The following is an 18,997-nucleotide window of genomic DNA, read 5'->3' as shown; positions in this document are numbered from 1 at the left end:
GGCTACCCTCCGCCCTTCAGGATAGGCACGGGATGCCCTTGCTCTCCCCACGCCTTCCCTCTGTCCCTGGGCACGCTCCCATGTCAGCTCTTATGATTTTTTAAGAACTTTTTACCCTTCTAGGTGTCGATAGGGGGATTGTCGGGATGGTGCTTCCGCACAACGCTCTGGACCATCGATACCGGGGCGAGCACCCGCTCCGCACGCTGGCCTACCTCTTCCGGGAGCACCGGCCCCGTCTCGTCCTCGCCGTCGTGGCCTTCACGGTCAAGCACAGCCCGACCTGGCTCCTCCCTCTGGTCACCGCGAACGTCATCGACGCGCTCGTCCGGCACGCGCCCGTCGCCGACCTGCTGACGTCGATGGCCGTGCTGCTCGTCCTGCTCCTGCTGAACCTCCCCGGCCACCTGCTGTACGTACGGTGCCTGCACGGCGCGATCCGCCAGGTGGGCACCGGGCTGCGGTCGGCGCTGTGCCGCAGGATGCAGCACCTGTCGATCGGCTACCACTCCCGTGTGAGCGCCGGGGTGCTGCAGACCAAGGTCGTCAGGGACGTCGAGAGCGTCGAGCAGATGGTGCAGCAGACGGCCGACAGCGGCCTGGCGGCGGTGACCATGCTCATGGGCGGTCTCGCGGTGATCGCCTTCCGGGTGCCGGCCGCGCTGCCGGTCTTCCTGCTCGTCGTCCCGGCCGCCGCGGTCCTGGTCATGCGGATGCGCAACCGGCTGCGGGCCGACAACGAGAGCTTCCGGCAGGAGGTCGAGCGGTTGTCGGCGCGTGTGACCGAGATGACGCACCTGATCCCCATCACCCGCGCCCACGGCCTGGAACAGGACGCGCTGCACCGCATGGACGGCACGCTCACCCGTGTCCTGCGCACCGGCCTGCGCCTCGACCTGCTCAACGGCCGGTTCGGCGCGATGGCCTGGATCACGCTCAACGTGCTCGCCGCGGGCTTCCTGGCCGGCTCCGCGTTGATCTCCTACTACCAGGTGATGCCGATCACGGCCGGCGACGTGGTCATGCTCAGCACGTTCTTCACCACGCTCACCACCTCGGTCACCACGCTGATGAGCCTGACGCCCGTGATCAGCAAGGGCCTGGAGTCCGTACGCTCGATCGGCGAGGTGCTCGAGGCGCCCGACCTGGAGAACAACGACGGCAAGGCCGAGGTGACGACGGTCCGCGGCGAGTTCGAGTTCCAGTCGGTGTCGCTCACCTACGAGGCGGGCCGGCCCGCGGTGGACGACTTCGGCCTCACCGTGTCCCCCGGAGAGACCGTCGCCCTGGTCGGGGCCTCGGGAGCGGGCAAGTCGACCGTGCTCAACCTCGTGATCGGCTTCCTGCGCCCCACCTCGGGCCGCATCCTGCTGGACGGCAGGGACATGGAGGAGCTCGACCTGCGGACCTACCGGCGGTTCCTGTCCGTGGTGCCCCAGGAGTCGATCCTGTTCGAGGGGAGCATCCGCGACAACGTCACGTACGGCATGCGGGACGTGCCGGAGGAGACCCTGCGGGCCGCCCTGCGCGACGCGAACGCCCTGGAGTTCATCGACCGGCTGCCGCACGGGCTCGACACGATCGTGGGCGAGCGCGGCGCGCGGCTGTCCGGCGGCCAGAGGCAGCGGCTCGCCATCGCCCGCGCGCTCGTCCGCGACCCGCGGGTGCTGATCCTCGACGAGGCGACCTCGGCGCTCGACACCGCGTCGGAGGCGCTGATCCGGCAGGCGCTCGCCCGCCTGGTCGCGGGCCGCACGGTCTTCGTCGTCGCCCACCGCCTGTCCACCATCCGTACGGCCGACCGCATCGTCGTGATGCGGGACGGCCGGATCGCCGAGGTGGGCACCCACGACGAGCTGAGCCGCAGGCCGGGCGTCTACTCCGGGCTCCAGGCCGCCCAGCTCGCCTGAAACGCTCCCCCTTGTCGTCAAGAAAGGGTCCGCCCGCGCGGCACAGGCCGCACGCTCCCCTGGCGGCCGCGCACAATGCGCTGGTCGATCTGTGCCGGTCGATCTGTGCCGGCCGGTTGGGGAGGACGGGCGATGACCAGGGCATCGGCGGGAATCGCGCTGCCCCTCGTGGTCGCGCTGCTCGCCGCACCCGCACCCGCGCCCGCGGCGGAGCTGCCGCCGTGTCCGCTGGTGATCGGCCACGGCGGCTACCCGAAGAGCGCCGGGGCCAGGGCCAAGGACATGATCCGCCAGCCCAACGTGCTGCGGGCGGTCGACGACCAGGCTTCGTGGGGCGCCGACGGCGTCGAGGCCGACGTCCAGCTCACGCGGCAGGGCACGAAGGCCGTCATGTGGCACAACAGGACGACCAACGGGCTGACCGGTCCCCGGCAGGAGATCCACGAGATCGGGTGGGCCGACGGGCCCGGCGACCTGCGCGACCGCCGCGTCGCCCGCGGGCCGTACGCGGGTGAGCGCGTGCCGACGCTGCGGGAGTGGCTCGACCACGTCCGCGCCCGGGGGCTGATCGCGCTGCTGGAGATCAAGACGTCCGCCGAGCCCGTCCTGGCCGACCCGGAGTACGGCGCCGCCGCGTGGCGGGAAATCATCGATCCCATCGTCGAACGGCAGGACGAGCAGCCGATCCTCGTCTACTCCCACGACGAGTGGATCGAGGCGGGGCTCGCCGACCGGCTGCCGGAACATCTGCGAGGTTCGGCGGCGAAGTGGGCCGACGGCGTCAAATGGGACGAGCCACCGCCCCCTTGGCAGCTCAACGTGCCGCGGTGGCAGGCCGTGTTCGACCGGGCTCCCACCAGCGTGATGACCAGCCACACCGCGGACTACCGCGCCTGGCTCGACGGCAGGTGCCACCGCTATTCCGCCGGCCCCGGTAAATGAGGTGACGGGCGCGGGTGGGGGCGGCACGATGAGATGTCACCCCTTCCCCGTGTTCCGCGTTCTCCGGAGTTGTTCTCATGCCTGGCCTCCGCCGTGATCTCGGCCTGCTCAGGGATCGGCGGTTCGCCCTGCTGCTGGCGGCCCGGACGATCTCCGTACTCGGCACCGCCTTCGCGCCGGTGGCCCTCGCCTTCGGCGTGCTCGGCCTCCCGGGCGCGACCGCCACGACGCTGTCCGCCGTGCTCACCGCCGAGGCGCTGCCGATGGTGCTGTTCATGCTCGTGGGTGGAGTGATCGCCGACCGGCTGCCGCGTCACCGGGTCATGATGGCGGGGGAGTCGCTCAACGCGGCGGCGTACTTCTGCCTGGCCGCGATGATGCTCACCGGCTGGACACCGCTGCCCGCCCTCGTGACCGCGAGCGCGGTGAGCGGTGTCGCCGCCGCGGTCCTGTTCCCCGCCCTCACCGGAATCATCCCGGACGTGGTGCCCGCCGACCGGCTGCAGACCGCGAACGCGCTGCTGGGACTGGGACAGAACATCTCCCGCGTCGCCGGCCTCGTGCTGAGCGGCGCGGCCGTGGTCCTGCTGGGAGGCGGGTGGGCCCTGACGGCCAGCGGGGCGATGTTCGCCGTGGCCGCCGTGCTGATCGCGCTGCTACGCCTCACGCCCGCCGAGCGCGCGGCCGGCGGCGGGCACTCGGTGCTGGCCGAACTGCGGGACGGCTGGCGCGAGTTCGTCTCACGGCAGTGGCTGTGGGTGGTCGTCGCCCAGTTCTCGGTCCTGGTCATGGCGTTGCAGGCCGCCCACGGCGTGCTCGGGCCGCTTGTCGCCAAGCAGTCGCTGGGCGGGGCGCCCGCCTGGTCGGCCGTCCTCGCGGGCGAGGCCGTCGGCATGATCGTGGGGGTCGTCGTGACGCTGCGCCTGCGGCCCCGGCGGCCCATCCTGGTCGCGACGCTCCTCACGCTGCCCACCGCCGCGCCGTACGTGCTGCTCGGCCTGAGCGCGCCGCTGTGGACGGTCGTGGGCGGGGCGTTCGTGATGGGGGTGTGCTTCGACATCTTCGGCGTGCTGTGGCAGACCACCATGCAGCGGGAGATCCCGGCCGAGTCGCTGTCACGGGTGAGCTCCTACGACGCGCTCGGGTCCCTGATGTTCGGGCCGCTCGGCCTGCTGCTGGCCGGGCCGGTGGCCATCGCGGTGGGGCCGCGGCCCGCGCTGGTCGTCTGCGGGGCGATCATCATCCTGGTCACGCTGGCCGCGCTGCTGGCCCCCGGCGTACGCCGGCTGCGGGTCGTCGAAGAGGAGCCGGCAGGCGTACCGACCGCGTCGCTATGACGGCCGCGTGCGTCTGATCAGGGCCCGGGGTGGGGCCGGAACGCCGCACCCCGGGCTCGCGGACACCTACCGGGCCGACTTGGTCAGCCGGACCTCGACGCTGATCCCCTCCGTGCGGATCTCGCAGGTCCCGAACGCGCTCTCGGCGGCGAGGCGGGCGAACAGGGCCCGGGAGTAGGCGCGGTGGCGCAGCGCCAGCAGCGGCATCTTGGTCAACAGGGAGTTCAGCGGCGTGAGCCCCATCCCCCTGACCTCCTCGTCGATGGCGGCCCGGGACGCCTCCCGGCTCATGTCGTTGATCACCGCCGTGCCGCCGGTACGCAGCACCCGGTGCATCTCGTCCAGCGCGCGGACGGGCCGCCCGAAGTTCTTGAACGCGGCCTGACAGACGATCAGGTCGAACGAGCCGTCGGGATAGGGGAGGCCGGCGGCGTCGCCCTGCCGCACGTCGACGCGCACCCCCGCCCGGGCGGCGTTCTCCGCGGTGATCTCCACGAACGTACGGCTGAGGTCGATCGCGGTCATCGCACAGCCGAGCCGGGCCATCTCGACGGCCAGGTAACCGGGCCCGGGGGCCACCTCCAGGACGGCCGCCCCGGCCGGCAGGCCGGCGGTGACCTGCGCCGCGTACCGCCGTACGGCGGCGATCTGGGGCGCCGAGGCACGCTGCCGCGCGTACCACCGGGCCATCGCGCCCTCCATGCCGGGCGCCTGCCTCTGCGAGATCTTCTTCATGGTTTCCTCCGGTTCCGGATCATGCGTGTCCGAACCGGCCCGTGGAGGAAGCACCCCACCCACCGGAAGACCCGCCTGGAAGCCTGACTGCTCGCGTTCCGGAGTCGCGACCAGGTCGCGCACCCAGCCGGCCGGTTCGGCCCGCCCGGCCATCGTGTTCACTCCATCCTGATACTCGTAAGCGACTATACGTCGGCGAGTATTGTCCGTCCATACCGTGAACCCGTAGCGCGACAAGTGGCGAGACATGGCTGTCAGATCCCCGAAGGGTTAGGGAGTGCGTGACAGATGCTGCCCGTGGCGAGCGCGGATCCAGGTGGATGCATCGCAAGGCGGAGGAGGCCGGAGCGGAGCTCCGGGCGACGACTCCGGGCCCCGCGGAGATTCCGAGCCTGCGAGGAATCTCCGCGGGTGGGGCGACAACGCGGCGAGGCGCCGCCTGGGCCGCGCGCAGCAGGGTTTGATCTGTCACGCGCGACCAAGGCCGGCTCGATGCCATGGTGTCGTTGATGATCCCCCTTGCCACCCCACGCCTCGACTCGGACCTGATCGCCGAGTCCAGGGCGCGGCCCGAGGCGTTCGCGGCGCTGTTCGACCGCTACGCGTCGATGCTCTACCGCTACGTTTCCCGCCGCCTCGGTCCTGAGGTCGCCGAGGACCTGGTGGGCGAGACGTTCCTGGTCGCCTTCCGCCGCCGGGACCGTTACGACCTGACCCGCCCCGACGCCCGTCCCTGGCTGTTCGGCATCGTCAGCAAGCTCGTCTCCCGGCACCATCGAGACGAGGCCGCCCGCTATCGGGCGCTCACCCGCAGCCCGTTGGACGACGTCGCGCAGTCCCCCGCCGAACGGGTCGAGGACGGCGTGCGCGCGACGGCCGTGCGCCCGCTGCTGGCCGCCGCGCTCGCGCGCCTGTCGAAGGGCGACCGCGACGTCCTGCTGCTCATCGCCTGGGCCGACCTGTCGTACGAGGAGGCGGCGCAGGCCCTCGGCATCCCCGTGGGCACCGTCCGCTCACGCCTGAACCGGGCCCGTCGCAAGGTGCGCGAGGCGCTCGGCCACACCAATCCGCTGCGGGACGAGGAGTAGCCATGGACGACCTCACGATGCTCCGCGATCTCGGCCGCGGCCTCGAGCACGAGCCCCCGGCCGGTCTCGCCCGCCAGCGGCGCCGCCTGCTCGACGAGGCGGCGGGCGGGCGCCGCCGGCGCCTGACGCCATGGGCCGGCGGCCGACGGGCGGGCTGGATCGCCCTGGCGGCGGTCGCGGTGGTCACCGCCGCGCTGGTCGTGGTGCCGACCGTGCTGCTGCGCGGGACGACCGGCGCGCACACCGTGGCGCCGCCCACGGGGAACCGTCCGCCCAAGGAGGGCGGGGCCCTGACCGTGCTGCTCCTCGGCTCCGACCGGCGCCCGACGTCCGCGCACGTCGGCGACCTGGGCGAGCGCAGCGACCTCATGGTCCTCCTGCGGCTGTCCGCCGACCGCAAGCGGGCGACGGCCGTCAGCCTGCCCCGCGACTCCATGGTCCGGATCCCGCAGTGCCGGTCAGCCGTCGGCCGGACCGTCGCCGCGCATCAGGACATGATCAACCAGGCGTACGCGATCGGCGGCCTCACCTGTGCCTGGAAGACGGTGGAGATCACCACGGGCGTGCGCGTCGACCACGCCGTCGCCATCCGCTATGACGGATTGGAGAAGCTGGTCGACGCGCTCGGCGGCGTCGAGGTCACCCTCCCCCACGCGGTGAACGACCCGAAGTCGAAACTGAAGCTGCCGGCAGGCCGCTCGGTGGTGGACGGGAGGACCGCGGTGGCGTACACGCGCCTGCGCTACGTGGGCGACGGCTCCGACATCGCCCGCATCAAGCGGAACACGGCCCTGATGCAGGCGATGCTGAAGAAGGTCTCGCGTCTCGACGATCCCGCCGCCCTGGCCTCCTTCGTCCGCGTGGCCGCGACGTCCGTCACCACCGACGCGGGGCTCGACCTCGACACCATGCTCGGTCTGGCACGGGACGTGCAGCGGGCCGGCACCCGGGTCACGGCCCTGACCGTGCCCTGGCGGCCCTACACGAAGGATCCGAACCGCATCGAATGGCGGCAGCCCGAAGCCTCCCGCCTGTTCGAACGACTCGGCGCGAGCTGAGTCACGACACGGGCTCCCAGAGGACGGCGGCGCGGGCCTCGACGAAACCGCCGATGCGGGCCAGCGCCTCGGCGGCGGGCATCGCGTCCAGGGCGCGGCCGTCGCGCAGGCGCAGCGCGACCTCGTCGCCCGCGGCCTCCTTCGCGCCGATCACCGCCTGGTAGGGCGCCAGCCGGGCGACCCTGACCCGGGCGCCCAGGCTGCCGTGCTCGGGCCCGGAGACCTCCGCCCGCAGGCCCAGCTCGGCGCAGCGCCGTACGAGCGCATCGGCCGGGGGCAGCTCGGCCTCGGTCACCGGCAGGACCACCACCTGGGTGGGGGCGAGCCAGGCGGGGAAGGCGCCGCCGTACACCTCGATGAGGTGCGCCACGGCCCGCTCCACGCTGCCGATGATGCTGCGGTGGACCATGACCGGCCGGTGCCTGGCGCCGTCCGGGCCGATGTAGTGCAGGTCGAACTGTTCGGGCTGGTGGAAGTCGACCTGCACGGTGGACAGGGTGGCCTCACGCCCGGCGCCGTCGGCGATCTGCACGTCGATCTTCGGGCCGTAGAACGCCGCCTCGCCCTCGACGGCCTCGTACGCCAGGCCGGAGCGGTCGAGGACGTCGGTCAGCATGGCGGTCGCCCGCCGCCACATCTCGGGTGCGGCGACGTACTTCCCGCCGGCCCCCGGCAGGGACAGCCGGTAACGAACCGGGCGGATGCCGAGCACGGCGTACGCGCGCCGGATCATCTCCAGGGCCCCGGACGCCTCGGCGGCGACCTGGTCGAGGGTGCAGAAGATGTGCGCGTCGTTGAGCTGGATCGCCCGCACGCGGGTGAGCCCGCCGAGCACGCCCGACAGCTCGGAGCGGTACATGCCGCCCAGCTCGGCGACGCGCAGCGGCAGCTCGCGGTAGCTGTGCGAGCGCGAGCGGTAGATCAACGCGTGGTGGGGGCACAGGCTCGGCCGCAGCACGACCTGCTCTCCCCCGAGGTCCATCGGCGGGAACATGTCGTCGCTGTAGTGCGACCAGTGCCCCGAGATCTCGTAGAGCTCCCGTTTGCCCAGCACGGGGGAGTACACGTGCCGGTAGCCCGCCCGCCGTTCTGCGTCGCGGACGTACTCCTCCAGGGTGTGCCGGATGACGGCGCCGTCGGGCAGCCAGTAGGGCAGCCCGGAGCCGATCAGCGGGTCGGTGTCGAACAGGCCGAGCTCGCGGCCCAGCTTGCGGTGGTCGTGCATCGCGGTCTCCTCGCGTTTCGTCTGCGGCGAGGCGAGCGACCGGACGACGAAGCCCCGGGGCACTCGCCCCGGGGCTTCGTCGGAAGTACGTGTCAGCGCGCCGGGACGGTCTCCGGCGTCGTCGTCAGGCAGGCGCGCATCATGCCGCGAACGCTAGCACAGCCGCTGATCGTCTCCGAGCCGATTTGCAAGCAGTGTTAACTACCTAGATTGCAATCCTTACTAGCTCGCTTTATCGTCTAAGTCGCCAACACAGGTAAGAAGGGCGGCAATTCATGAGCATCTCTGCGAGCTTCTCGACCCCGGGTCTGCTCCTGACGGTCGCGCTGACGGCCTATCTGGCCTTCGCCGCTCCCTGGCTGGGCAAGCGTCAGTACGACCGGCTGACACGACGCCGCGCCCATGACCCCCGGGCGCTGGTGCACGCGTACCGGCTGTGGATCGCGGAGGAGTGGATCTGGCTCGCCGTGACGGCGCTGATCCTGATGCTGTCGCCGGGGCTCGACCCGGCGGATCTGGGATTCGCGATGCCGGGCCACCTCGGCCAGGTCGCCCCGGCGGTCGTCGGTATGACCAGCGCCATCGCGATCGGCACGTTGCTGCTCCGCCGCCTCTCCCGCTCGGGCCGTGCCGTGCCGGGTCAGGCGGCCTACGCCGAACTGATGCCGCGCACCGCCGGCGAGCGGCGGCACGGCCTGGCCATGGCGGTGACCGCGGGCGTCTGCGAGGAGATCGTCTACCGTGGCCTGCTCATCGCGTTCGGCGTCGGCGTCCTGGGCCTGAGCACCACCGCGGCCGCCGCCCTGGCCCTGGTGGTCTTCGTGGCGGGCCACTTCTACCAGGGCTGGAAGGGCATGGTCGTGGTGGCCCTCCTCGGCTTCTGGCTCACCATCGTGTACCTGTCCACCGGCAGCCTGCTGCTGCCGATCCTGGTGCACGTCCTGATCGACGTGCGGGGCCTCGTGTGCATGCCGGCGCCCGATGGCAAGACGGTCGGTCAAGCGGTCTAGGTAGTACTCCTACCGTGCGAGGATGAAGCACATGGCGACCGACCGCCGCGCGAGCTGGCTCAAGGGCGTCCTCGACCTGCTGGTGCTGGCCAGCCTGACGGAGGGCGAGAACTACGGCTACGAGATCGCCAAGTTGCTCGCCGGCTCGGGGCTCGGCCAGATTCGGGGCGGCACGCTCTATCCCGTGCTCAACCGGCTGGAGGAGGCGGGTCTGGTGTCGGCCGAGTTCCGGGTGACCGAGCGGGGCCCCGGCCGGCGCTACTACCGGCTGACCGAGCAGGGCCGGCAGACGCTGGCCGAGCAGGGCCGCCTGTGGCTGGCGTTCGACGAGTCCGTACGCACGGTGCTGGCCTCAGGAGGGTTGAAGTGAGCACCTACCTCGACGAGCTGGAGGCCCTGTTGCGCGCCGGCGGCGTGCCCGCGGCGCAGATCGAGGCCACCGTCGCCGACCTCGCCGCGTACGTCGCCGAGACCGGCGCCGACCCGGAGGAGGAGTTCGGTCCTGTCGGCGACTTCGCCGGGCAGCTGCTGGCGGCGCGGGCGCCCGAGGCCGACGCGACGGACGCCACCGAGTGGCGGTGGACCGCCGACATCTTCACCGACCGCCAGATGCTGGCCCGGCTCGGCGACCAGGGCTGGGAGATCGACCGCGTCGACCACCTCGGCAGGTTCGTCAGCCACCGCGATCCGGAACGGCCGCAACGGTGGGAGTACCGCAGGGAACCGTCGATCGGCGGTACCGCGCTGGCCGCGCGGCTGGCGCCGGAGGGCTGGGAGCCCTGCGGCACCTGGATGTACTGGCGCTACTTCAAGCGGCCCAGGGCCGCCAGCGTGGGACCGGCCGCGCAGCTCGACTCCCCGCCCGCGGCCCCCGGCCGCAACGTCTTCTTCAGCCGGCGGTTCTACCTTGTGCTGGCCGTGGCCCTGCTCGCCCTGATCGCGCCCGGGATCCTGTGGGGGCCGTCGGACGGCGACGGGCCGGGCTTCCTCGCCGGCATGGCCGTCGGAGGCTGCGTCGCGATCGCCGCCCTGGCGGCGATGTGGCTGTGGACGGCCCGCCGCCGCCACTAGTGCCGGGGCACTAGCCTGAGCGGCGATGGACCGTATGACGACGGCGCGGGGTGATTTCGACCTCGCCCGCTTCCCCGAGGACCCCCGCGACCCGCTCCGCGCGTGGGACGCGGCCGACGAATACCTGCTGCGGCACCTCGACGAGCGCGAGGGCGGGCCGGTGGACCTGTCGGGGAGCCTGGTCGTGCTGGGCGACCGGTGGGGCGCCCTCGTCACCGCGCTCGCCGCGCACCGCCCCATCGACCGGCCGGTCCAGATCAGCGACTCCTTCCTCGGGCAGCAGGCCACCCGCGCCAATCTCGAGCGCAACGGCCTCGACGCGGACGCCGTACGGCTGCGCACGACCAGGGACGCGCCGCCGGACCGGATCGACGTGCTGCTGGTGCGGGTGCCCAAGAGCCTCGCCCTCCTGGAGGACCAGTTGCACCGCCTCGCCCCCCACGTGCACGAGGGCACGGTGGTCGTCGGTGCGGGGATGGTCACCGAGATCCACACCTCGACGCTGAAGCTGTTCGAGCGTGTCCTCGGGCCGACCCGGACCTCGCTGGCGGTCAGGAAGGCGCGGCTGATCTTCTGCTCGCCCGGCCCCGGGCCGGTGCGAGGGGCCGATCCGTGGCCGCGGAGCCACGCGTTGCCCACCGACGTCGGGGTGGTCTCCGGCCTGACCGTCGTCAACCACGCCGGCGTCTTCTCCGCCGAGCGCCTCGACGCCGGCACCCGCCTCCTGCTGCGCAGCCTGCCCACGCGTACGGGGCCGGAGCACGTGGTCGACCTCGGCTGCGGCAACGGGGTGGTCGGGCTCGCCGCGGCGCTGTCCAACGGCGAGGCCGAGGTGACGTTCATCGACGAGTCCTACCAGGCGCTGGCCTCGGCGGAGGCCACCTTCCGGGCGAACACCGGGGCGGACGCCGCCGCCCGGTTCGTGGCGGCCGACGGCCTTTCCGGCTTCCCGCCGGGCACGGCCGACCTGGTGCTGAACAACCCGCCGTTCCACACCCACCGGGGCAGGACCGACGCGACCGCCTGGCGCATGTTCAACGGCTCGCGTGCCGCGCTGCGGCGGGGCGGCGAGCTGTGGGTGGTGGGCAACCGCCACCTCGGCTACCACGTGAAACTGCGCCGGCTCTTCGGCAACTGCGAGGTCGTCGCGAGCGACCCGAAGTTCGTCGTGCTGCGGGCCGTGAAGCGCTGACTCAGAACAGGGTCAGCGGCTCGTCCGGCATCGGCCCGTTCGGTGACATGGGCTCGGGCAGCGGCTCCACGCCGGGCACCTCGGCGCGTACGTCGTCGTGGAACCGGCGGGCGAGCGTCAGCGCGTCGGCGTTGTCCGGGGTGTGGACGAACACCGTCGGCGAGCGGCCCTCACGCAGCCACCCGGCGACCGCGTCCACCCAGTGCCGCCAGCCCTCGGCCGTACGCTCCGGGTCGTCGCGGCCGATGTAGCGGACGATCGGGCGGTCGGTGAGGGCGGCGGTCCGCAGCGGCACGCGCGGCTTCTTCGACCAGGCGTCCCGTTCGGCGTCGCTGGTCGGCGGGCTGCGGAACAGCACGGTCGTGTCGAACGGCACCCACTCGGCGCCGGCCCCGGTCAGCACCCGCTCCAGGAGCCGCGCGGCCCGGGGGTCGTCGAAGAAGGCGCGGTGACGGACCTCGACGGCGTAGCGGTGGTCGCGGGGAAGACGTCCGAGGAAGGCCGCGAGCGCGCCGACGTCCGCCGGGCCGAACGAGCCCGGAAGCTGGATCCACAGCGCGTGGGCGCGCGGGCCGAGCGGCTCGATCGCGTCGAGGAAGGCCCGCAGGTCGTCGTCGGCCCCGGTCAGGCGGCGCTCGTGGGTGATCGGCTTGGGCAGCTTGACCACGAAGCGGAAGCCGGGGTCGGTCTGCAGCGCCCAGGACTCGACCGTGCTCCGCGAGGGCGTCGCGTAGAACGTCGTGTTGCCCTCGACCGCGTTGCACCAGGTCGCGTAGGCCCGCAGCCGCTCCCCGGGCGGAAGCGGATGCGGCAGGAGACGCCCCCGCCACGGCGCGTGCGTCCACATCGCGCATCCCACATGAAGCCGCATGGCCCCGACGTTATCCGGTCCGGATCACTCCCCCGCCCACTCCCCGGCGACGGGCGGCGGCACGTCCGTCACGGACCACGTGACGCGGTGGCGCAGCACCTCGCCGGGCGCGAGCGAGGTCAGGGGCGACATGGTCTCGGCCTCGACCAGGCGGGCGGTGGGGCGCAGGCCCTCCAGCCCCTCCAGCTCCTCCTCCTTGGGGTACTGCATCCAGATGGCGATCTCCGAGCCTTCGTCGGGATAGGGCGCGCCCGGCCGCACGTCGAACCGCTGCGTCAGCGTCGCCCCGCCGGGGGCCACCACGGCGAGCCACCCGGCCGTGCCGCCGATGCCGATCTTGCCGACCACGTCGCGGACCGGCACCCGGCCCGCCGAGGGGGAGACCCGCTCCAGGACCGGCGCGCCGTCGGGGGCGAACAACGTCACCGGCGCCCGGTGGCGCTCGGTCAGCCCGACCCACACCCCGCACCGGGGATCGTCGTGGTCGCGGAACGACTCGGTCTCGAACTGGGTCACCGTCCAGGCCGCCCACCGCACCGGGTGGTCGGTGACGTTCTCCAGCTCGCTGTCGACCACGAGGACGGTCTCGCCGGCCGGCATCGTGATCGTTCGGGTGACGGCCAGCCCGGTGCGCGGGTCGTCGCCGCTGCGCATCCGTACGCGCAGGTCGTCGCGCTCCAGGACGGTGTAGGCGCCGGCGTCGAGCACGGGGTCGGGCGGCCCCGCCCACTCCTGCGCCGACGACCATCCCTGCGGGGCGGGCCAGGTCTTGTCTCCGCCCCAGTTGGCCCAGCTCGCGAAGCCGGTGGGGGCGGGCAGCCGCCGCGCGGCGGGGGTGAGCGCGAGCGACGCGTCGAGCAGTTCGGGATTGCGCCACAGCCACTCCCGGCCCGCGGCGCGCAGCGAGATGACGCGCCCGCCGCGTCGCGGCAGGACGACCGCCTCCCCCCAGGGCGCGGCGAGCCGGACCAGCGGCTCGTTCTCGTGGTTCGTCATCGGTCCGGCGAGGGGACCAGGCAGACCTTGCCGGTCCGCCCCGAGTCGGCCAGGCGGTACGCCTCGTCGGCCTTCTCCAGCGGCAGCACGTCGGTCACCAGCCGCTGCGGGCTCGCGCCCCACCGCACCAGGCGGAAGGCCAGCTCCTCCATCGCCTGCAGCGAGGTGACCCAGGAGGCGTACAGGGTGAGCTGGCGGTGCAGCAGCAGGTCGGAGACCTCGGTCTCCAGCCGGCCGCCCTCGCCCACCAGGGAGACGCGGCCCCACTCGGCCGCGCCCCGGATCGCGACGCTCCGGCCCGCGGCCGCGCCCGAGCAGTCCATCGTCACCGAACAGCCGCGTCCCCCGGTGGCCTCGTCCACGGCCTCGGCGACCCCGTCGTCCGCGATCAGGACCTCGTCGAACAGGCCGAGGGACCGGGCGTGCGCGGCGCGCTCGGGCGAGCGCTCCACGCCGAGCACCCGGGTCGCGCCGAGACCGCGTGCGATCATGGCGGCGGCCAGCCCGACCGGCCCGAGGCCGACCACGAGCAGGTCGTCGCGCCCGCCGACCCCGGTGCGCAGCAGGCCCTCGTACGCCGTGCCGAACCCGCACGCGATCAGGGCGCCGTCCACGTAGGACAGCTCGTCCGGCAGCGGCACGGCCGTGCTCTCCTCGACCAGGATGTACTCGGCGTGCCCGCCGTCGCGCTGCCAGCCGTACGCCGACCTGCGCTCCGGGTCGGAGCAGCTGATCATGTGGCCGCGGCGGCAGTTGGAGCAGCGCCCGCAGCCGGAGATGTGGTAGACGATCACGCGGTCGCCCACCCCGAAACGCCGGCAGCCCGGGCCGGTCTCCACGACCTGGCCGCTGGGCTCGTGCCCGGCCACGACCCCCTTGTAGGCCGCGCCTTCCTGGCCGACGTGGGTCTTGTGCCCCCGGTAGATGTAGGACAGGTCGCTGCCGCAGATGCCGGACGCGCCCACCCGTACGAGCAACTGGCCGGGACCGGGCGTGGGCACCTCGACGTCGCGGAGCACGGCGGTGAAGTCGCCGGGCAGGAAGACGCCTTTCATGGTGGTCATGAGGTACGGGCTCCGTTCCGCTGGGAGAGCAACACGTTGATCAGCACCGCGCCGACGATGATGACGCCGCGGACCACGTCCTGGAAGAAGGCGTTGACCCCGAGCAGCACGAGGCCGTTGCCGATGACGGTGATGAAGGCGACGCCCAGCAGGGTGCCGAGCAGGGATCCCTTGCCGCCGGCGAGGGAGGTGCCGCCGATCACGACCGCGGCGATCACGTCGAACTCGAGGCCGACCGACGCGCCGCCGTTGCCGGACCCGAGGCGCGCGGCCAGCAGCAGGCCGCTGACCGCGGCGAGCAGGCCGGTCGTGGCGAACAGGATCACCCGGATCCGGGAGACGTTGATCCCCGCGAGGCGGGCGGCCTCGGCGTTGCCTCCGACCGCGAACACCGAGCGGCCGTAGGCCGTGCGGTTGGCGACGAAGAGGAACACGACGAACAGGACCGCCATGACGATGGCCGGGGTCGGGATGCCAAGGATGCTCCCGGCCAGCACGTCGAGGAGCCCGTTGGCCTCCAGCGGAACCGGCAGGCCGTCGGTCATGTACTGCGCCAGCCCGCGCAGGGCGCTCCACAGGCCCAGCGTGGCCACGAACGACGGGATGCCCCAGCGGGCGCGCAGGAAGCCGGCCCCGGCCCCGAGCAGCAGGCCCACCGCGAGGCAGACCAGCACGGCGAGGGCGAACGGGATGTGCCACTCCCCGGTGGCCTTGGCCAGCAGGACCGAGGAGAACGCCACGGCCGGGCCGATGCTGATGTCGATCTCACCGGCCACGATGACGAGGGTCATCGCCCACGCCACGACGCCGATCGTCGCCGCGTCGCGCAGGATGGCCAGCTGGTTCGTCACGGACAGGAAGCCCGGCGCCGTGGCGGAGAGCACCACGAACAGCACCACTATGGCCCCGATGAGCCCGATCTCGTTCAGCCGTTGCGTGTTGCGTCCCAGCCGCCCGCCTCGGGCGTCCGCCTTGGCCACGGGCGGGCCCGTGGGCGTGGTCGTGCTCATGTTCTCCCTCACTCCTCGGCAATCGCCAGGGCCATGACCCGGTTGAGCTCGATCTCGTCGCCGCTCAGCTCGGCCACGGCGCGCCCGCCGCGCAGGACGACGATCCGATCGCAGACGTCGGCCAGCTCCTCCACCTCGCTGGACACGAAGACCACCGCGCGCCCGTCGTCGGCCAGCAGGCGCATCTGGTCGTAGATCTGGCGTTTGGCCTCCACGTCCACGCCGCGGGTGGGCTCGTCGAGCAGCAGCACGTCGCTTCCCGCGTGCAGCCACCGGGCGAGCACGGCCTTCTGCTGGTTGCCGCCGCTGAGCGTGCCGATCGGCGTCCCCGGACGGGCCGTCTTGATCGCCAGGCGGTCGATGAGCGCCCGGGCGGCCTGCCGTATCGCCCGGCGGTCCAGCACGCCCGACCTGCTCACCCCGCGCAGGTCGCTGATGACGATGTTCTCGTCGACGCCCATCAGCGGCACGATCCCCTCGCGCCGCCGGTTCTCCGGCGTCATGCCGAGCCCCCTGCGGAGCATCGCGGCGAACGCGCCGGGCCGTACGGCCTCGCCGCGCAGGCGGATCTCGCCGGAGGCCGGGCGGTCGAGCCCCACCAGGGCGCGCAGCGTCTCGGTGCGGCCCGAGCCGAGCACCCCGGCGATGCCCAGGATCTCGCCGGGACGCACGTCGATGTCGAGGCCGTTCAGCCGGTCGCTGACCAGGCCGCGCGCCGACAGCACCGGCGGCTCCGCGCTCGGGCGGCGGGCCCGGGCCGCCACGGCCTCGGGCGCCGTGCCGAGCATCATCGCCACGATCTCGTGGGTCGAGGCCGTGCGCACCGGCAGCGTCTCCACGATCCTGCCGTCGCGGACGACCGTGGCGGTGTCGGACACCTGCCGGATCTCGTCCATTCGGTGGCTGACGTAGATGACCGCCACTCCCTGCTCCGCGACGGTCCTCACGACGTCGATCACCTGCCGGACCTCGGCGGCGGCCAGTGAGCTGGTCGGCTCGTCGAGGATGAGCAGGGTGGGCCGCTGGGCGACCGCGCGGGCGATCTCCACGAGCTGCTGCCCGGCGGAGCCCAGCGAGCCGACCGGGCTGTCGACGTCGATGTCCACGCCGATGCGCGCCATCGCCTCCTTCGCGTCGGCGCGCATCCTGCGCAGGTCGAGTGCGCCGCGGGAGCGCGGCCAGGCGCCCAGGAACAGGTTCTCCGCGACCGTCATCTCCGGCACCAGGCTCAGCTCCTGGTAGACGGTCGCGACGCCCAGGGCGGCGACGTCCCGCGTGCCGAGGCCCGCCAGCGGCTCGCCGCGTACGAGCGCCTCACCGGAGTCGAGGTGCTCGGCGCCGGACAGGACCTTGATCAGGGTGGACTTGCCGGCGCCGTTCTTGCCCAGCAGCGCGCGGACCTCGCCGCGCCGCACCGCGAAGTCGACGTCGCTGAGAGCGGTGACGCCGGGGTAGCGCTTGGTGCCCGCACGCACCTCCGCGACGACGTCGGTGTTCGACATGGGAGCCTTCCTGGGAGCCTTCGGTGGGGACGGGTGTGCCTGTGCCCTGTTTCAATACGAGGGACGGTTTACGGGATCCCGTCGCTGTGCTCGGTCAGCCACTTCTCGTTGGTGGCCTTGTCGTCGGCGGTGTAGAGGATCGGGTCCACCGGAATGACGAACGAGTCGTTCTTGGCGCCGCTCGACGCCTTGCGGGCGGCGTCGTACGCGAGCTTGCCCACGGTCTGCGCGGGGACGTCGATCTCGGCCTTGAGGATGCTGCCGTCGACCAGGGCCTTGGCGATGTCGACGGTCATGTCGCTGCCGAAGACGACGGTCTTGCCGACGCGGGAGCGCGTGGTGACGGCCTTGATGCCGGCCAGGGTGCCGCCGCCCGCCACGGCGTAGAACGCGTCGAGGTCCGGGTTGGCGGTGATGATGTTCTCGGCGACCGGGGTGGCCTTGTCGACGACCGCGCCCTCCTGGTCGGCGACGTACTGGGCGCCCGGCACCGACTCGGCCAGGCCGTCCTTGAAGCCGCGCTTGCGCTCTTTGCAGACCTCCACGAAGTCGCAGTTCAGGATGGCGATCTTCGGCTTGTCGACCTTCTGGGAGGCGAAGTATTCACCGGCCTGCTCACCCAGCTTCTTGCCGAAGACGTACGGGTCGGACAGGACGTAGCCCCACACGTACTTCTTGGCGTCCGCGTCGTTGATGCAGGTGTTGTAGCAGACGACCGGGATGCCGGCCTTGCTCGCCGCCGCGATCGCCGGGGTGGACGCCGTGGCGGAGACGGCCGAGGTGATGATCGCGTCCACGTTGGAGGCGACCAGGGTCGACATGAACGAGGACTCCTTGGCCGCGTCGCCCTGCGCGTTGTTGCCCAGCAGCTTGAGCTGCGAGTCCTGGGCGGCGGCGGTCTCGATGCCCTTCTTCACGCCGGCGTAGAAGCCCTGCGAGTCCAGGTAGATCACCCCGACGCGCAGCTGCTCCTTCGCGCCCGAGGCGCCGCCGGACCCGGCGGACTGACCGCAGGCGGCGAGCACGGCGCCGACGGCCAGCAAGGCGATGCACCGCATCACCGTGAGTCGAACTGATGCCACGAATGGCCTCCCATGAGTCTGTCTTCGGTTGGCGACGCCACCGGGTAGGGCGCGCTGCGCCACGTTCCAGATGATGAGGCGGACGTAACGTGCCTGTCAATAAATTGTCATAAAAAAACACTTATCGTAGAGTGGCCGCGTGAACCTCCCCGGACCTTCCACGGAGGCCGGATGCTGCGCGGTCGTGACCGGCGCCGCCTCCGGCATCGGCGCGGCTACCGCCAGGCGTCTCGGCGCGACGGGCACGCCCGTCCTGCTGTGCGACATCTCCCCGGCCGGGGAGGACGTCGCCGCGGCTGTCGTCGAGGCGGGCGGCACGGCAAGATTCGTGCGCATGGACGTCAGCGACGAGAGCGCGTGGGGGGAACTCCGGCGCGTAGCCCACCGGGAGTACGGCCCGGTGCGGCACCTCGTCAGCAACGCCTACGTCGTGGACGTGAGACCCGTCCACGACCTGGGCGCGGCATCGTGGAACCGGCAGCTGGAAGTGAACCTCACCGCCTCCTACCTGGCCTTTCGCACGCTACACGAGGATCTGAAGGCGACGTCGGGGGCGGTCGTCCTCGTCTCGTCGGTGCACGCCCTCGTCGGCCTGCCCGGCCACCCGGCGTACGCGGCGACGAAGGCGGCGCTGGTGGGTCTCGGCCGCCAGCTCGCCGTGGACTACGGCCCCGGGGTGCGCGTCAACACCGTGCTGCCCGGGCCGATCATGTCCCCCGCGTGGGACCGCGTGGCGGAGGAGGACCGGCGCCTGAGCGTGGAGGCCACGATCGCCAAGCGGTTCGGCGAGCCCGCCGAGGTCGCCGCGGCGATCGCCTTCCTGCTGTCGGACGAGGCGTCCTACATCACCGCCACCACCCTCGTCGTCGACGGCGGCTGGAGCGCGACGAAGAACTCCTCCTGA

Annotated in this window: 18 protein-coding genes; 10 read left to right on the top strand and 8 right to left on the bottom strand. The window is 72.4% G+C overall.

What is annotated here, in order from left to right; translation table 11 throughout:
- Positions 1–146 precede the first annotated feature (146 nt).
- The 3 genes from HHX35_RS05095 to HHX35_RS05085 all read left to right on the top strand — a co-directional run bounded on the left by HHX35_RS05095 (position 147) and on the right by HHX35_RS05085 (position 4,189).
- A complete protein-coding gene (locus HHX35_RS05095) occupies positions 147–1,910 on the top strand; it encodes an ABC transporter ATP-binding protein (protein ID WP_182897839.1) in 1,764 nt (587 codons plus the stop codon).
- Positions 1,911–2,042: 132 nt separating this feature from the next.
- Positions 2,043–2,852: a glycerophosphodiester phosphodiesterase family protein gene (locus tag HHX35_RS05090; protein ID WP_182897838.1), complete on the top strand. Its 810-nt coding sequence runs from the start codon at positions 2,043–2,045 to the stop codon at positions 2,850–2,852.
- Between the two features lie 77 nt (positions 2,853–2,929).
- Positions 2,930–4,189, top strand: coding sequence for an MFS transporter (locus tag HHX35_RS05085; protein ID WP_182897837.1), 1,260 nt, complete (start codon positions 2,930–2,932; stop codon positions 4,187–4,189).
- A 66-nt stretch (positions 4,190–4,255) separates the two neighbouring features.
- Here the strand turns inward: HHX35_RS05085 and HHX35_RS05080 are convergent, their stop codons facing one another.
- Positions 4,256–5,077: a class I SAM-dependent methyltransferase gene (locus HHX35_RS05080; RefSeq protein WP_259404854.1), complete on the bottom strand. Its 822-nt coding sequence runs from the start codon at positions 5,075–5,077 to the stop codon at positions 4,256–4,258.
- 356 nt (positions 5,078–5,433) lie between these two features.
- On the opposite strand from HHX35_RS05080, the gene HHX35_RS05075 reads away from it, so the two are divergent.
- Complete coding sequence (locus HHX35_RS05075; RefSeq protein ID WP_259404813.1) at positions 5,434–6,012, top strand: RNA polymerase sigma factor; 579 nt, start codon at positions 5,434–5,436, stop codon at positions 6,010–6,012.
- Between the two features lie 2 nt (positions 6,013–6,014).
- Positions 6,015–7,070 (top strand): LCP family protein, encoded by a 1,056-nt coding sequence (locus HHX35_RS05070; RefSeq protein ID WP_052400095.1) that lies wholly within the window; start codon positions 6,015–6,017, stop codon positions 7,068–7,070.
- A 1-nt stretch (position 7,071) separates the two neighbouring features.
- On the opposite strand, the gene thrS is transcribed toward HHX35_RS05070, so the two are convergent.
- On the bottom strand, positions 7,072–8,358 hold the full coding sequence (gene thrS, locus HHX35_RS05065; protein ID WP_310738902.1) for a threonine--tRNA ligase: 1,287 nt from the start codon (positions 8,356–8,358) through the stop codon (positions 7,072–7,074).
- A gap of 212 nt (positions 8,359–8,570) precedes the next feature.
- Between thrS and HHX35_RS05060 the strand changes: the two genes are divergently transcribed.
- The 4 genes from HHX35_RS05060 to HHX35_RS05045 are packed head-to-tail and all read left to right on the top strand — an operon-like array spanning position 8,571 to position 11,568.
- Complete coding sequence (locus HHX35_RS05060) at positions 8,571–9,305, top strand: CPBP family intramembrane glutamic endopeptidase (RefSeq protein WP_182897834.1); 735 nt, start codon at positions 8,571–8,573, stop codon at positions 9,303–9,305.
- Between the two features lie 31 nt (positions 9,306–9,336).
- Positions 9,337–9,675 (top strand): PadR family transcriptional regulator, encoded by a 339-nt coding sequence (locus HHX35_RS05055; protein ID WP_041952928.1) that lies wholly within the window; start codon positions 9,337–9,339, stop codon positions 9,673–9,675.
- Positions 9,672–10,376: a hypothetical protein gene (locus HHX35_RS05050; protein ID WP_041952929.1), complete on the top strand. Its 705-nt coding sequence runs from the start codon at positions 9,672–9,674 to the stop codon at positions 10,374–10,376. The genes HHX35_RS05055 and HHX35_RS05050 overlap by 4 nt, the downstream gene beginning before the upstream one ends.
- A gap of 25 nt (positions 10,377–10,401) precedes the next feature.
- Complete coding sequence (locus HHX35_RS05045; RefSeq protein WP_197051787.1) at positions 10,402–11,568, top strand: methyltransferase; 1,167 nt, start codon at positions 10,402–10,404, stop codon at positions 11,566–11,568.
- A gap of 1 nt (position 11,569) precedes the next feature.
- Here HHX35_RS05045 and HHX35_RS05040 read toward each other — a convergent pair whose 3' ends face one another.
- From HHX35_RS05040 to HHX35_RS05015, 6 genes are all read right to left on the bottom strand, one after another.
- Positions 11,570–12,439, bottom strand: coding sequence for a DUF72 domain-containing protein (locus HHX35_RS05040; protein WP_182897833.1), 870 nt, complete (start codon positions 12,437–12,439; stop codon positions 11,570–11,572).
- A gap of 24 nt (positions 12,440–12,463) precedes the next feature.
- On the bottom strand, positions 12,464–13,435 hold the full coding sequence (locus HHX35_RS05035) for a DUF4380 domain-containing protein (RefSeq protein ID WP_182897832.1): 972 nt from the start codon (positions 13,433–13,435) through the stop codon (positions 12,464–12,466).
- A complete protein-coding gene (locus tag HHX35_RS05030) occupies positions 13,432–14,499 on the bottom strand; it encodes a zinc-binding dehydrogenase (RefSeq protein ID WP_041952932.1) in 1,068 nt (355 codons plus the stop codon). The genes HHX35_RS05035 and HHX35_RS05030 overlap by 4 nt, the downstream gene beginning before the upstream one ends.
- The gene (locus HHX35_RS05025) at positions 14,496–15,509 is read right to left on the bottom strand and encodes an ABC transporter permease (RefSeq protein ID WP_041952933.1); all 1,014 of its coding nucleotides are present in this window, start codon (positions 15,507–15,509) and stop codon (positions 14,496–14,498) included. Before HHX35_RS05025 ends, HHX35_RS05030 begins: the two co-directional genes overlap by 4 nt.
- Before the next feature lie 8 nt (positions 15,510–15,517).
- Complete coding sequence (locus HHX35_RS05020) at positions 15,518–17,011, bottom strand: sugar ABC transporter ATP-binding protein (RefSeq protein ID WP_182897831.1); 1,494 nt, start codon at positions 17,009–17,011, stop codon at positions 15,518–15,520.
- 68 nt (positions 17,012–17,079) lie between these two features.
- On the bottom strand, positions 17,080–18,093 hold the full coding sequence (locus tag HHX35_RS05015) for a substrate-binding domain-containing protein (protein ID WP_197051793.1): 1,014 nt from the start codon (positions 18,091–18,093) through the stop codon (positions 17,080–17,082).
- A 139-nt stretch (positions 18,094–18,232) separates the two neighbouring features.
- Here HHX35_RS05015 and HHX35_RS05010 point away from each other — a divergent pair, with 139 nt between their 5' ends.
- A complete protein-coding gene (locus HHX35_RS05010; RefSeq protein ID WP_041952936.1) occupies positions 18,233–18,997 on the top strand; it encodes an SDR family NAD(P)-dependent oxidoreductase in 765 nt (254 codons plus the stop codon).

The sequence above is a fragment of the Microbispora sp. H10830 genome (assembly GCF_014161375.1).
GTDB classification, from domain to species: domain Bacteria; phylum Actinomycetota; class Actinomycetes; order Streptosporangiales; family Streptosporangiaceae; genus Microbispora; species Microbispora catharanthi.
The sequence above is the reverse complement of the archived record's forward strand: the minus strand, read 5'-3'. Positions and strand labels throughout refer to the sequence as shown.